We start from the raw sequence: 15,005 nt of genomic DNA on the forward strand, positions 1-15,005 counted from the left end.
TCCTGATTCATCGGGTGAGGGACTGCCTTTTAGCATTGTCCAGTCGTCCTGGCGCTTAATGGGCAGAGCGTACGGAAAATTTGCAAGTTTTGGCTGGCACCACTTTTAACGATCGTGGTGTATTGCACTGCTAACGGGCGGATACGTTGAGCACCCAATCCAGAGGTGCCTTTTAAGGTGGCTTGCTGGGTTTGACCGCGACCCGCTCTTAGCGCATCCTCCGCTACGCTGGCATAGACCCGAACGCCTACCACGAATCCATCGGGGACAGCAGTACCAACTGGGGTAAGTTCTCCGTTTGCATCAACACCAGGGCTGCGAAAAGTCTGCATTAGAAATTCGGGTCTACAATCGCCTTCGGTGTCTAGGGGGAGATACTGCGCCACGGGAAGTGGAGTGCCTGTATAAGTGTTGCAGGTTGAGTTTGAGGACAATACAGTACCACTGGAAATCGTTGGGGCAGGCACCGTACCGTCTCCACGAATGGTTGCGTTTGTGGCGGTGGCTGGAGGGAGTTGAGCAAGGGTATATCCTCCCCGTTCGACGAATGTACGAACTCGATCGACTTCGCCTTGAGCGAGTTGAGAGGCTTGCTCGGCTTTGCGGTTTTGGACTCGTGTGCCCGTGGCCCAGAAGATGGGCGGGAGGATGCTAACCAGGGTGACGGTGATCACGATGATGGCTACGAGTCCTTCGATGAGAGTCAGCCCCCGGTCTGAGTGGCGGCGATTTGCGCTTAGTTGGCGGGTGAGACTCAGAGCAAACCGCATTGCCAAACGGGGAGACCGTGATTCTGAGGTCATAGAACTTGAACCTTGTAACATCTCAGTCTCCTTAAGACGGTCTGGGACAGTTGATTCTGGCATCGGCTGGCACCCCAAGGCGCTGACGATTTGCTGAGAGCGCAACGGTCTCACAGAGATTGTTGATGTAGGGGTCGTTGGCGGGTGGCTCAGTGTAGTATTCGTTGCGGTTTTTGCTGGCAGTTACAAATCGAGAGGCTGCGGGGCTGGCAGGATTAAACTGGAGCGCTACGTCATAACCCCAAATCCGAGTGGGCGGTTCATAGTATCTATAGCTGTTGCTGCCAGTTTCAGGGGTTTGTCCAGGCTCCCAGGCTTCTGATTCGTAAGGTGCGGTTGCGTAATTGGTAAAGCTGAGTTGCAGAAATGACCCCGAAAAGTTGAGTCTTCTGTTGTTTCCGGCTCCCCATCGTTCTAAAAAGCGAGGGAAGTTGTGCAATCCACCATAGCCCTGGTTTAAGCGAGAAGGATTGATGCCACCGACGATGATCGTGTTGACCCTAGTATTTGCGGGTAGAGTGAACTGTCTCCCTACGTCAAGGGTCTGTCCAATTGGGAAGTAACTGTCTCTGTTGTAGAGAGTAGGGAGGGGTAATGGGGGCTTGGTGCCAGCCGTCACTTCCGCTGGTGTTGCCGCAGTTGTTCGTGAGGCTTCGGTCAGAGGCAAGCCGAGGCGCGAGATTTTGATCGGTGAAGTGAAGTCAACATGATAGTTAGAACTACGTTGAGGCAGCGTTGAGGGAGAAGAGTTTTCTCTCACCCAGTCGGCGGTAGCGGCGATCGGTTGGCTAGGGCGATTTTGATTATGGAATGAGGTGCCGTAGTTGCTGTTTCCATTAATGCAACCGGGGCCGTACAAGCCAAATTCTCGTCTGCCGTAAGGCGTGTAGTTACCCCCAGGATTATTTACTGCTCCTGCATCGGCGAGAATACCGAAGTCCGGTGATGGATAGGCGGCTGTGGTGCCAGAGGTAGCTGTGGGTGTTGGAATGCTTGCTGCGGGGCGGACAAAAGAGTCAGCGATACTGCCGTCACAGAAGGTGTAAGAGAGGACGGTGATGCTGTCAGCTAAGATTTCTGAGGGTCGCCAACGGTCTTTCTCAGTAGCTGCTCTGCTGGGGTCGGTGTTGGCAAAGCGATCGTCAATGTTTCTCCGACCGTAAAACTGGGCTGGGGTATAGGCAGCGTCAGCAGGGAGGAGGTCTCTAAATTCTTCTAGAATTGTGCCTGCTTCGGTGTCTGCTCCGTTTTGGTGAAGGTTAAAGTCTCCTTGAATGTAGACGGATTGGTCACTAAAGAAGGAAAGACCTCGATCGTTTTGATCGCTGCCGACCCCTGAAATAACGTTGCCTTCAAAACTGCTGTTGCGTTTGACCTGTGAACCGTTGCGAAGGCGGAAACCGTGAACGCGGCGATCGGGATCGGGCAACTGGTCGATCGGTTTATCCGTAACCCCTCGATTGGTCGCAGTTAGAGGAATCGTTGGATCGATTTGGGCTGCTAGGTTGGTGAGATTCATACCAGTGCCAGCAGGACGGGCGATCGCGTCTTCTCTAACCGCATCTTCTCTAAAGGCGTAGACAATACCGCTCTTGGGTAACCAGATGTCTGTTCCAGCTTGCTTGCTGCGGAGCATCCCCAGATCGATGTCCATTGTGCGAGTGAGCATCAGTTGACGACCGTCAAAAAAGGCGCGATCGAGGAAGCCCAACGCAACGGGTCGGGGAGTCATTTTGCTGTCTCTGTCGGTGCCGCTGGTGGGGGCGAGAATGTAATTGGTTGGGATGTTGGGCCCACCGCTAATGGCTGGAGCCGGAGCCGCTGCTAATATCGCTGGGTTTGTCTCGTAGGGCAACTTCCAGTCTGAGAAATCTACCCTTCTTGGAATCAGTGCAACCGCATTCACAGAGCGATCGGGTACAGGAAAAGGAGCCAGATTTTCATCCGGGTAACGGTTGGGTGCGTTGGCGACAGTGCCTCTCAGCGTGACTCGTCCATTGTTGGCAGCGACGCTATCGACAGGAGTCAGTCTAGGGAAGTAGATAGAGGAATTATTTGCTCTGGGGTTTTCGGCGGGAGTGGTTGGAGCCGTCGAGTCTACAACACGGAATCTAGCTCCAGTACTGTTTACCGGACGCACAGTATTTCTGATGTAGTCATCAACTACATAGGGTTCTTTGTCTTGAGCATTGAAAGTTCCAATGGTTGGTTGCGGTTGCTGTGCAGCGACCGTGATACTTCCAGGCTGACGAGTGTCATACTCACCGCGTCTGTCAGCAGTAAAGTTAGCGGCGGGATCGGGAACCGCTGGCGTAAGAGAACCAGCTAGTGGAGGGATGGGTCGTGGCTCATTAGGCTCATTATTGATTGGGCCAGCCAGTTCGTGGTTTTCTTCGGGGAACAGGTAGTAGAGTGCCGGAAACTTGGGTAAGACGGATGCCCTTTCAGCCCTTTCAGGGCTACCAGGTGTGTAATTGTTGATTGCGCCACACAAGCGAGATAGGAAGAACCTGTAGTTACCCAGTCGTCCTCCTTGAGCATACCCAGCAGGGTTAGCGGTTAATGCGGTTGTGCCCTGAGTAGAGGGAGTTGTAGTAGCAGGGGTAGACATGCCTCGACTTGTGGGGGCAAAAGTAAATTCGTCAGGGTCACAAGCGGATGGGAACATGAACAGGCTAGTAGAACTAGAACTAATTGGATTCTCAGTCCGGTTGAAGATGTATTCACCAAATATGGGCGATGGTCGAAACCCAAAGGTACGATCGCGGCGAATCTGATACTTGAGCATGATCAATTCAGCCATCCGCACCACAGGATCTTTGGTGATGTCTATGCCTGCTCTTAGACGAGCTTGTCTGATTGCCCCGACCCAAGCCTCTGGCGGGACATTGTAGTAGTCTTTTGCATTCCAATTATTTTGGCTGAACTGCGCGTCTGTCGCAGCAGGATTGTACCCATAAGATGCCAATTGACCGCGTGGCAAAACGCCGATAAAGGATCTGGTGGCATCGTTGGTCTGCATCAGATTCTCAATGGTTTCTGCCAACTCATACATGACGTTCTTGCTGGCATCGGATGTGACTCCTGTCAGTCCAAAGTTGTACTTAACGTCGTTGGCTGGGTTAGCGGGGTCAAATCTGCGAATCTGCTCAATGTTGTAGGCCAACATACCCACCGTACAAGCAGCCGTCTGCAAATAGGTCTTGTCAGCGATGCTCAAATCTGCGTATGTAGTCCCAGCTTCAAGCCTCTGGAGAACTCGCCGCAAGTTAGAGTAGTTCCCCCACATAGTCAGGGCTGGGTAGGGGTGAATGATCGAACTTCCAGCAGCCTCTTGTCTGGGTGGGTAAGCGCCATCAGGGTCGCCAGCAAAGTTTGCTAGGTTGGTCAGCGCGATTCTCAAAGCACTGCTCGGATCACTGACATTTCTTATAAAGGTTGCAGCACTTTGACCTAACGTACTGGTGTCGCTTGCCGAACCAGGAGGCAGAAACTCCCAGCCGTTGGTGCCCCGACCCGTAAAGAAATCGGTCATTAGCATTGGGTCGGTTGCGCCGCCGATCGTCGTTCCGGTTGCGCCTGACGCAAACAATGTGGGCAAGAAATTAACCGACTGGCGCAGCGTCGTCAGCGTTCCGGGGTGAACCGTGCTGGCAAGACAAGCGATCGGGAAATCAGGATTCCCTTCATTCAAAGTTCTATCTGAGTGATAGACAGCAGTCGCTTGCACAGCGGACACGTTATCTCTCAAGGTGCGACGCTGCAAATCGATGTGACGGACACCACTTGCTCCGGTTGCGGGTGTCGCTGGGTAAGGAATGACAGTTGGCGGAATCAGCGGATCACCTTCTCGCTCGGTAGCCGCATTAATTACATTATCAGCAGCGTCATATCGCGGAGTGACCCATGTGTTGACGTTGCCTAGCTCTAGTCGCTCACCGACGAGGATACGCATCCCTTCATTGCGGGCGCGCCGCTCCCAATAGCCATCCAGCCCGACTCCTTCAGCAGGTTGGTTTGGATTTGAAGAAGCGCTCGAAGTTAACTCAGGCTTGCCAACAATCGGCTCACCCATCCTCAAAGGAGCAGTAATCCTATTTTCTTCTTTTGAGTCATATCTGGGTTTAGGGCCCCAGCGATCGTCTGCCCGATACAAGTCATCCACATAGGGCGCAACCTGCGGGTCTGTACGAAGTCGCTGCGGGAACGTTGCCTCAACTCTTGCCCAGTCGTTGCGGTTTCCTTCCCGATTGTTTCTGCTGCCTTGCCCCGGTCTGACCTGATAGCCGTCTTCAGTCAGAATGAGCGCTGGGTCGATCGAGATTTGGATGGGACTAGCGACTCCGTTGCCCACTCCATCTGATGCCGTATTTAGCGTTACGCCAGTCGGATTGGCAGTAGGAAGATAAACTGTTGAACTGCCGCTGCCAGCAGTATCCGTTACGCGACCAGAAGCCACCAACCCCAGGAAGTCACGATTTGGTTGCTCCGCAGTCGGAGTAATGTTGGTGACGGTGATCTCAGATGCATCGGGCGTAAATAAACAAGATGCAGGAGAGCTAATGAGATGCGCGTTGAAGTTGTTGTCTCCACCGATCACCAGACTCCCCTCGGTGTGCATTGCACCATTCCAGTTAAAGGGGGCACCTGGATAAACTTCCAAGTCGTTGCGGAACCAAGCTCCCCACTTGTTGCCCCGGTTTAGCTGGCGATCTTGCTGAAATTCTAAAGTGACAGCAGTTGCATTAGGGTTATCAGGGACGACAAAAGCATCAACCTGAAAGTTTTTCTTCAAGATTGACGTGTTTGACCTGTCATCAAACCAGCCTCGCAAACCTGATTTGGTGCCTGTATTAAAGTTGCAATTCTGCGCCCTTGTTTCGTTACTGAGTGGCCCCTGCCGAATCCACAAGCTTCTAGCTTTTTCTTGGTCACTCAAACGAAGCAGCAGTTCGTTGGGGTCTGCTTGACTCGCAGGGTTAGCCTGGTTTGCCGTGTCGGTCGGACTGCTAAAGATGACTGAGTAGATGACCGTCGCATCAGCCCTACCGTCTCCATTGGTATCGGTACGGAAAGACCAGGCGTTGTCATTTCTACCGTCGCGATTGATGTCAACTCGCTCCTCATCTGGCAACTGGTAAGGATCAAAAGCATCAGTAACTGCTCCCCCAACTGGGCGAACTCGTAGAGTAGTCACACTACCGCCCCCCGGCAGCGGCTGACCATCATTGAGCATCATCCCCAACAGCGTGGACTCGGACGGCACCCCACCGGGATAGCGTGTGTCTTTGCTAGGGTCAAACAGAAACTCGATTTTGGCACGGGCCCGATCGATCGCTGGCGTGGCGGCGTTGTAGATCACGCGCTGTTGACTTTGCCCGATCACCTGGGTATTGCGGTTAAAAGCCCGAAGGGTCAGGGCCCCCACCGTCAGCGTCACCACCAAAATCAGCAAAACAGTCGTTGGCAAAATAAAGCCCGCAGCCGATCGCGTCCTACGTTGGGTCATCAATGCGGTGCGGATGTATCCCAAGATCACCCGTTTGGTGAGGGATTGGTAGAGCTTCCAGATCTGGCGAAATGGCCCCTGGATTGCCTTAGCGAGTTTACGGTTTGACATAGCTGCTAGTTGTGGCAGAAAGAAAAAGGGTCGGATGCAAAGAGTCTCGTTAGAACGGAGCAGTAGATGGCACGCACAGTCAAGGAAAAAAATTCAGTAATCAGTAAAGCAATCAGTAATTTGATCGCACTGTCAGTATGGTCAGACATTGCCCCGCTATCTAGTCAAGGGGCGATCGGTGAGTTCATCAAAACTCTACATTGGTTGACTTATCTTCTTACTGTCTTAATAACTCAACCTCATCGTCAACGGGGAACTTACGTGAGCGACCTGCTAGAGAAAAGCTTGACTATCCGGCAAGTTACGGAAATTGTCAGTCAGTAGATAATCAGTGGATGTGGAGAAAAGAGGTCAAAATCGATGAATTTTTCATGATCAAGCAGTCGCTCTCGCCAATATCATACTCGGATTGAATTTTATTTTAAGTCGATCAGCGGATTACGGTTGTTGGAACAATATTACCCAGGTGCTTTGAAATAGCGATCAACTGAACGAAAAAAAGCTTGGAATCCGTAGAAATTGGGTTGACTTAACAAAATCTTGACCAATCCTAAGCAGAAGTCCTAACTATATTGAGTTTTCTGAGTTAAATCATAGATTTTGGACAAGATAACTACTTTGAACGGTAGGCAAACAGGTTGACTTTGCCCTAAACCTACCCGTCAAGCGCCATAGATAGATCAAAACTGGGGCAGACGTACTTCATCCACCCCAGAGTCAGGAAAATAAAATGGTTGCAAGCACTGTTGCAAGCCCTACAGACGGCTCAAATCAATCCCGGCTTCTTTAGCAAAAGCACTGAGACTCTTGCGCTCAAGCGTTTTGATGGCTTTGGTCGAAAGGCGCAGTTTGACCCAGCGATTGCCTTCTTGCCACCAGACTCTCTTAGACTGCAAATTGGCTTCTTGCAGCTTTTTGGTGCGACGGTGAGAGTGAGAAACCGCCATTCCATTATTGGCAGTCTTGCCCGTCAGTTGGCATTTGCGTGACATTGTTTGGCTCCGAGTTCGTAGGATGGGTTGGGTACAGTCCCTTATTCTATACAGGTTCTTTCCCGCTGTGAAAGGGATTGCAGAAAATCAGGCTTTGGTCAGGGCGGTGAAGGCTTGATCGAGCGATCTCAGCGCCAGATAAATCTCCTCAGCCGTCACAATCAACGGAGGCACAAATCGCACCACCTTGGGGCCCGCCGGAACCAGAAGAACGCCTTCATTCATCGCTGCTTTGACCACCTCGATCGACGTAAATGATGCATCCGCACTCAGTTCTAACCCGTTGATCAATCCCCAGCCGCGCACTTCTTGAATCAGAGTGGGAAACTTTTTGGCGATCTTTTGCAATCCTAAACGCAATTGTCCGCCTCGATACTCAGCGTTCTTTAACAGATTTTCTTGTTCGATCGTTTCACACACCGACAACGCCACAGCACAGACAAACGGATTGCCCCCAAAGGTGCTGGCGTGATCTCCAGGTTTAAAGACATCACAGAAAGATTTGCAGAGCATTGCCCCGATCGGGATTCCTCCACCCAGTCCTTTTGCCGCAGTGAAAATATCTGGCTCAATGCCCAAATTTTCGTAGCCCCAGAGTTGCCCTGTGCGACCCATGCCGACCTGTACCTCGTCCAGGATGAGCAAAATGCCCGTCTCGTCACAAATTTGGCGAATCCGCTTGAAGTAGTCGAGATCACCCGGACGCACGCCACCTTCTCCTTGAAGCCCTTCGAGTAAGATGGCAGCGACTTGACGATCGCCCTGATCTAGTTGCGCGATCGTGGCTTCCAGCGCGGCAATGTCGTTGTAGGGGACATATTGGAAACCGGGCACCAGAGGACTAAAGTTTTGCTGATATTTGGGCTGACCTGTGGCGGTGATGGTGGCGAGGGTGCGACCGTGGAAGCTGGCGTGAGCCGTTAGGATAATGGGATTCTCAATGTTGAGAACCGTGTGAGCATATTTACGAGCCAGCTTGATCGCCCCTTCATTCGCTTCGGCTCCCGAATTGCAGAAAAAGGCACGATCGGCGCAGGAATGCTCGACCAGCCACTTGGCCAGCGCTCCTTGTTGAGGAATGTAGTACAGGTTTGAGACGTGGTGTAGCGTTTGGATCTGCTGAGTGACCGCAGCAACCATTGCAGGATGGGCATGACCTAGGGTACAGGTGGCGATCCCAGCGACAAAATCGAGGTATTCACGCCCCTGATCGTCCCAGACGCGACAGCCTGCCCCGCGCTCTAAAGTCAGTGAGAAGCGTCCGTAGGTTGACATCACATACTCATCAAACTCAGCCGAAGAGAAAGGGCTGGAAGTAGCGACTGGAGCAACAGTAGGGAGAGTTAGGAGGTCTGGACTCACTGAATTTATTCCTTAAGCGCAAGAATTCTGATCAAGAGGTCATGGGTAAACCTCTGCTCAGTTTAGTTTAAGAAACGGATCGCAGAATAGGGGGTCTGTGTTAGGGATTTTTGACAGGGAGACCGAACCGTAGGTAGGAGATGAGGTGTATGAGACAAGTGATGGCGATCGTCGGCGGTGATCAGGGGCAATTTTCTGAGTTGGTGACGGTGCTGATTGTGTTGCTGCTGGTGGCGACGATCGTGGCGTTGTTGTCTCGACGGTTACGGGTGCCCTATGTAACAGGGTTGGTTGTAGCGGGACTGGCGATCGCTGAGTGGCTCCCGCGTCGGATTGGACTGGATTCTTCGCTAATCATTAATTTATTTCTGCCAATTCTGTTGTTTGAGGCGGCGATCAACACGGATATCAGCCGTTTGCGAAGTACTCTCAAGCCGATTTTGATGCTGGCTGGCCCCGGTGTCGTGATTTCTTGCGGGGTGACGGCGATCGGGCTGAAATATGGGCTGAGTCTGGAGTGGATTCCAGCGCTGTTGGTGGGGGTGATTTTGGCGATTACTGACACGGTTTCTGTAATTGCGGTCTTTAAAGAAGTGTCGGTGCCGTCGCGGTTGATCACGATCGTCGAAGGCGAAAGTCTGTTTAACGACGGGATTGCGCTAGTGATTTTTGGGCTGATCCTTAAGTTCAACAATACGGGCAGCGTCACGGCGATCGAAGGACTTAGGGAACTGGCGATCGTCCTTGTTGGTGGGTTAGCCGTGGGGATCGTTCTCGGATATCTGGGAATTGGGCTGTATGTTCGGTCAGAAGATGACCCTTTAAGCAGCATTTTGTTGACGGTGGCGATCGCGCTGAGTGCTTTTCAAATTGGTCAATTTTTGGGGGTGTCTGGAGTCGTTGCGGTCGTGATTGCAGGCTTGCTGATCGGCAATTTGGAACTGTCTCGCAGTGTGTCTGCCTCTAGTCGAGTGACGGTTTTGAGCTTCTGGGAGTATGCCGGATTTGGGGTCAATACCTTTATCTTTTTGCTGATTGGGCTAGAAATCGATTTGCCGACTCTGGGGAGGACGCTGCCTGCGGTTCTTTTGGCAGTCCTTGCGTATCAGACGGGACGGTTTCTCTCGGTGTATTCGATGTTGGCGGTGGTCGGAAAGTTTGATCGCCCCATTCCCTTTCGCTGGCAGCACGTTTTGTTTTTGGGCAACATCAAAGGATCGCTCTCAATGGCGCTGGCTCTGAGTTTGCCATCTTCTCTGGTGGGACGTGAATTTTTGATCGCGATCGTCTTTGGTACTGTTTTGCTCTCACTGGTCGGGCAGGGAGTTAGTTTGCCGTGGCTGGTACAGCGATTAAAGTTGTCTCACACGTCTGAGTCTCAGCAGTGGATCGAGGGATTGCAGTCTCAACTGATGACCTCAAAAGCCGCGCAAGAAGAATTAGATGCCTTGCTCAAAGGCGGCGTTTTGCCCAAATCGATTTACGAAGAGATGCGATCGGGCTATCAGGTCAAAGTGGCGGCGGCAGAACGATCGCTCCGTGACTTTTATAATCGTCGTGAGGATAAATTCTCCAATTTGGAGACAAGTACTCGATTTGAAGCCGTGCGCCGTCGATTGTTGCTCGCTGAGAAAAATGCGCTCAATGATGCCCTTCGCAAGCGAATTCTTTCAGAAGAAGTGGTGCGATCGAGGTTGAAGGCGATCGATGAACAACTCTTGACGCTAGAAGACGATTAAATCTACTCGAAGACGGTCAAATATACCTGGCCTCGATGAAATTGTTCGCTTCGGTTGTAGATCCTGGTAGCCCCCTAAATCCCGCAATTCTGGGGACTTTGAGAGTTGAGAAGAGAACTTTCAACATTCAAAGTTTTCAAGATTCAAAGAAATTGCCGAGGTTCAAAGTCCTCTAATTTTTGGGGATCTAGGGAGCTGAAGGCGACTAAAACGGAGCGAAAAAACTCCATCAAATGGATGCTAAACGCATTTTTGAATGAAGTCGATAATCTCGTGCATGGCTCCTGGTTTGGTGGCAATTAGCACCGTCGATTCGGGGTCTAAAACTGTGCTGCCGTTGGGGATCATTAAGTCCATGTGCGCTTGGGGTTGGTAGCCGATGATTAGCGAACCTGTGGGAAACTTGGGATCTTGGGCGACTTCGGCGAGACTGCGACCGACCACATTGCAGTTTGCGGAGATGGCAAGTTTGACGACTTCGATCTGACCTTGCTCAAAGTGCATCATCGACTCGACTTCGGGATATTCGATGACGTTGACCATTGTGGAAACGGCGAGGTCGATCGCGTTGATCACATGGGTCGCTCCTGCAAAGCGATAAGGCTCTGCAAAGTCGCGATGGCGCATTCTCACCAAAATGTGAGGCACTCCGTAATGTCTAGAAAGCGTCACCATTGCCAGATTGAGCGCATCGTCTCGCAACACGGCGGCCAGCGCGTCGGCTTTGCGAATTCCCGCTTCGATCAGCACCTCGGTTGAAACGGCACTGCCCTCAAATGCCATTACGCCCAGTTGTTCGCGAGCATACCGACAGGCGGCGGGATCAATGTCAATCAGGGCGATCGTGTGTCCTAGCTCGACTAGCTTTTGCGCCAAACTCAGCCCAATCAAGCCTGCGCCCCCGATGAGTACGTACATGACAAACCCTCTGAAAACTTCTCTATAAGTTAAGAGATCTCAGAGAATGGCGCAGAGAGAATTTTTTGACTCAATCAATTTGACTCAATCTAATTTGAGGGCGTTGACGGGCACTTCGTCCCAGGACTCGACGATGCGAATTCGAGCCGTCCAGCCTGTCGCTTTTTGTGTGTCGGTCAGATTTTCTTCAAAAGATTGGTGACACTGCTGGGCTTGAGTTTCGTCACAGCAAGCAATACATGCGTAGAGCAGTCCACCCGGATCGACCTGTTCGTTTACCCAAATTGCCACGATCGCTTCCTCCCAAAACTCCCGATTCTCTGGTTCTACAGGACAGGGGGCCTGAAAATTAAATTAGCTGGAGTCTCTTAAGGATTCTCATTGGCCATTTTGGCGATCGCTTCCCCTGTGACTCGACAGATTCGCCAGTCTGGAAGAACTGTGGCACCCATGCGCTGATAAAAGGCGATCGAGGGTTCGTTCCAGTCCAAGACGCTCCATTCCAATCGCCCATAATCACGAGAGATTGCTAACTGAGCGAGATGAGACAGCAGCGCTTTCCCAATTCCCTTGCCTCGATAGTCTGGCAAAACAAACAGGTCTTCTAGATACAATCCCGGCTTTGTCAAGAACGTGGAATAGTTGGGAAAAAACAGCGCAAAGCCAATAATTTGCTCCGAAGATTGGGCAACGATCGCTTCTACACAAGGTCGAGATCCAAATAAATGTTCTGCCAGCATTTCAGAACTGCCCGTGACCGCATCAGACAGGTTTTCGTAGTCTGCCAGCGCTCGAATCAGCGAGAAAATTGCCAGGACATCGGTAGAATTAGCCGATCGAATCGTAAAAGAGCTTGTGTCTGACATGAATAATTTTGAGTTGAATCCAAAACGAAAGCGCTCTGCTCACATTACTTCAGAAACGCTTTGAATTCTAAATGTACTTTAGAAAATCTGGTTGACTGATACAGCGCTTAAGCCTCCATTGTTGTCAGTGTTGTCAGTCAATTATGGAACGAGCAGTTTACAAAGCGGAACGATCGAGTTCTGAGCGGCAATGTTTCTGTTTTGAACCGCAACGATCGAGTTTTGAACTGCAATGTTTCTGTTCTGAACCGGAACGATCGAGTTCTGAGCGGCAATGTTTCTGTTTTGAGCCGCAACGATCGAGTTCTGAAGTGGATCGACGGAGAAAAATTCTCAAAGCGCTATCACTTCGTAGCTCAACCTTTCAGTTGAGAGCGAATTCATCCCTTGACATACTCACCGCCATAAAGGAACGGTGATTCTTAACGCTTCACCGACTGACGCTACCGAAGTAGTCTTACTCTGTCTCAGCGTCCGTTTAGAGTCTCCCAATGCCCTGTGGCGACTTTTTCGTTTTGTACGCACAAGTAAAACACTTGTTTGCTTCCAGGGTCGGATTCACCGTTGCCCTTTCTGCTTCCCCTATTTCTGATCGCAACTCTGACAGGACTTTCAACCTTGTTATTTGTTTTGGAGTATCTTAAATCCGGGCGGGTCAGTGACCTTCTGCATTGTAGCTTAAAGCCGTCCTCCGCTTCGCTAAAGGACAGGGTTTTAGACCCATTTTTCTGATAAAAATTCAAGTCCTTCTAATGACGCAAGAGACAAAGGACAAAGGATAAGTGCAGTTTTTAGTTCTTTCTCATCCCTCATCCCTCATCCCTCATCCCTATCCCAACCATTCCTTAAGCCGTTCTGCAATCTGGGGCCGCCGCAGTTTCCGCATCGCCTTACTTTGGATTTGCCGCACCCGCTCCCGTGACAAATTAAACATGCCGCCCACTTCTTCTAGCGTGCAAGGCTTACTCGTCGTCAGCCCATAGCGTAGAGAAATGATGTCCTTTTCACGTTGAGTCAGCACATTACCCAAAACATCCCAGATCTCTTGCCGCAGCATCGTCTCGCTCATTTGAGACTCCGGAGATTGAGTATCGCCGTCCTCCAGCAGATCCATTAGCTCTGTGTCTTCCCCTTTGCCGACCCGATGATTGAGCGAGAGCGACTGACGACGCACCTGTTGAAGATGCTGTAACTGCTCAACGGTCAACTCTAGCGATCGCGCCAGTTCTGCCTCGGTCGGATTGCGGCTCAGTTCCCGCTTTAATTCACGGTGAGCCTTCTTCAGCTTGTTCAGCTTTTCGACGATGTGAATCGGCAGGCGAATCGTGCGGGCATCATTGGCGATCGTGCGCGTGATCCCCTGACGAATCCACCAATAAGCGTAGGTCGAAAACTTATAGCCCTTATCGGGATCAAACTTCTCAGTCGCCCGATTTAGCCCCAAAGCACCTTCTTGAATCAGATCTAGAAACGGGACACCACGGTTCAAATAACGCTTGGCGATCGACACCACCAGCCGCAGGTTCGATCGGATCATCTTACGTTTGGCGACCCGACTGCGATGAAGGCGATGGTCTAGCTGCCGTTCGGTCAGCCCCACCTTTGTAGCAATGTCGTGCTTGGATGGAATCCGCCCCAAATCTTGATAAAGATGGCGCTGCACTTCCTCAATCTCGACCAGATACTGCACCCGTCGGGCCAGTTCCACTTCTTCGTCTGCTTTAAGAAGCGGATAGCGGGCCATCTCTTTGAAAAAAGCGCCCACCGCATCATCCGCGATCGTCTTGCTGTATCCTGACGATCGAGCGCTGGCAATTTGATCAATTTCGGTTTCCTCAGAAGCGGGTTCTTCTCCGATAATTTCGGCAACCTCATCTAACTCCGAAAGATCCGGTTCTTCAATTTCGACAATAGGCGCACCAGAAAAGTCAGCATCTCCTTCCATTTGTAGGGAGTCAACTGAATCTAACTCAGTCACGTCCATTGCAAAGTCCAACTCACGATCAGAGAGGATTCCTGTGTTAGAACTGTTTCTTTGTTCGTTCATAAGAATGCAATATCAATGGGGGGTTTACTGAATACTTGAAGGGGCAACTTCAGACCGCTTGAACAGAGATTCAGGCGCTTAAAGTGCGGAGACGACATCCCGAAAAAACTCAAATAACGACTGAGATTGGGAGCCAATTTGGAGTGATCGAACAGCAAAGGTTCTATCTGAAGAAAGTGAAGAAAATGAAGAGTCCTGTCTTCAAATAAGTTGAAATTGGCTTCAAATGTCCTCCCAGAATTAAGATTTTGAAGTCAGTGATACTCTAAATTTGGTTGCTTGAAACCATTTACAGCTTTTGTTTCAGGAACGGTATGAATACCCTAACAAAGGTTAGAAAATTCTGCCGCCGACGCAGCCTAAACCAACCTTTTGTAGAAGACAGAAACCAGCGATCGCACGATAGGTAATCTGCAAGAGATCTCAGCAACGATCACCTAAGTTTCTGTAGTCTTCACAACAAAATAATTGAGAAGAGGAATCTGCTTTTGGCTGTCATAACAGACTCTCATACCCGATCGGGTTTACATCTCTACCGATAGTGGGAAAATCCGATGGTTATTTTTTGAATTTATCTGGTAGTCTTATCATCTCTTGGGCTGAAGAGAGGTAAAGCGCCCCTGACTCTACCAATACACTCGCTAAAATTAAGGAGATC

The 15,005-nt window shown here is 50.8% G+C and carries 11 protein-coding genes; 3 read left to right on the plus strand and 8 right to left on the minus strand.

The features are described 5' to 3' along the window. Positions 1–29: 29 nt before the first annotated feature. Together ACKFKF_RS01460 and hpsA are read right to left on the minus strand one after the other, a co-directional pair. Positions 30–803, minus strand: coding sequence for a type IV pilus modification PilV family protein (locus ACKFKF_RS01460; RefSeq protein ID WP_446866046.1), 774 nt, complete (start codon positions 801–803; stop codon positions 30–32). Between the two features lie 31 nt (positions 804–834). Continuing rightward, positions 835–6,423 (minus strand): hormogonium polysaccharide biosynthesis protein HpsA, encoded by a 5,589-nt coding sequence (gene hpsA, locus ACKFKF_RS01465; RefSeq protein ID WP_446866047.1) that lies wholly within the window; start codon positions 6,421–6,423, stop codon positions 835–837. A 66-nt stretch (positions 6,424–6,489) separates the two neighbouring features. On the opposite strand from hpsA, the gene ACKFKF_RS01470 reads away from it, so the two are divergent. Beyond that, positions 6,490–6,747, plus strand: a complete 258-nt coding sequence (locus ACKFKF_RS01470) for a hypothetical protein (RefSeq protein ID WP_446866048.1) — start codon at positions 6,490–6,492, stop codon at positions 6,745–6,747. Between the two features lie 431 nt (positions 6,748–7,178). On the opposite strand, the gene rpmB is transcribed toward ACKFKF_RS01470, so the two are convergent. Further along, positions 7,179–7,415 carry a 50S ribosomal protein L28 gene (gene rpmB / locus ACKFKF_RS01475; RefSeq protein WP_446856624.1) on the minus strand — a complete coding sequence of 79 codons (237 nt, stop codon included), beginning with the start codon at positions 7,413–7,415 and terminating at the stop codon, positions 7,179–7,181. Between the two features lie 87 nt (positions 7,416–7,502). Then, entirely contained in the window at positions 7,503–8,777 is a 1,275-nt protein-coding gene (locus tag ACKFKF_RS01480) for an acetylornithine/succinylornithine family transaminase (RefSeq protein WP_446866049.1), read from the minus strand. Between the two features lie 149 nt (positions 8,778–8,926). On the opposite strand from ACKFKF_RS01480, the gene ACKFKF_RS01485 reads away from it, so the two are divergent. Then, on the plus strand, positions 8,927–10,516 hold the full coding sequence (locus ACKFKF_RS01485; protein ID WP_446866050.1) for a cation:proton antiporter: 1,590 nt from the start codon (positions 8,927–8,929) through the stop codon (positions 10,514–10,516). A gap of 240 nt (positions 10,517–10,756) precedes the next feature. Here the strand turns inward: ACKFKF_RS01485 and ACKFKF_RS01490 are convergent, their stop codons facing one another. The 3 genes from ACKFKF_RS01490 to ACKFKF_RS01500 all read right to left on the minus strand — a co-directional run bounded on the left by ACKFKF_RS01490 (position 10,757) and on the right by ACKFKF_RS01500 (position 12,300). Next, on the minus strand, positions 10,757–11,434 hold the full coding sequence (locus ACKFKF_RS01490) for a potassium channel family protein (protein ID WP_446866051.1): 678 nt from the start codon (positions 11,432–11,434) through the stop codon (positions 10,757–10,759). A gap of 84 nt (positions 11,435–11,518) precedes the next feature. Further along, on the minus strand, positions 11,519–11,725 hold the full coding sequence (locus tag ACKFKF_RS01495; RefSeq protein ID WP_446856628.1) for a glycogen debranching protein: 207 nt from the start codon (positions 11,723–11,725) through the stop codon (positions 11,519–11,521). 77 nt (positions 11,726–11,802) lie between these two features. Then, the gene (locus ACKFKF_RS01500) at positions 11,803–12,300 is read right to left on the minus strand and encodes an N-acetyltransferase family protein (RefSeq protein ID WP_446866052.1); all 498 of its coding nucleotides are present in this window, start codon (positions 12,298–12,300) and stop codon (positions 11,803–11,805) included. Positions 12,301–12,443: 143 nt separating this feature from the next. Between ACKFKF_RS01500 and ACKFKF_RS01505 the strand changes: the two genes are divergently transcribed. Then, the gene (locus ACKFKF_RS01505; protein ID WP_446866053.1) at positions 12,444–12,719 is read left to right on the plus strand and encodes a hypothetical protein; all 276 of its coding nucleotides are present in this window, start codon (positions 12,444–12,446) and stop codon (positions 12,717–12,719) included. A gap of 410 nt (positions 12,720–13,129) precedes the next feature. Here ACKFKF_RS01505 and ACKFKF_RS01510 read toward each other — a convergent pair whose 3' ends face one another. Further along, positions 13,130–14,347, minus strand: coding sequence for an RNA polymerase sigma factor, RpoD/SigA family (locus ACKFKF_RS01510; RefSeq protein ID WP_446866054.1), 1,218 nt, complete (start codon positions 14,345–14,347; stop codon positions 13,130–13,132). Positions 14,348–15,005 lie beyond the last annotated feature (658 nt).

It is taken from the genome of Phormidesmis sp. 146-12, assembly GCF_052939495.1.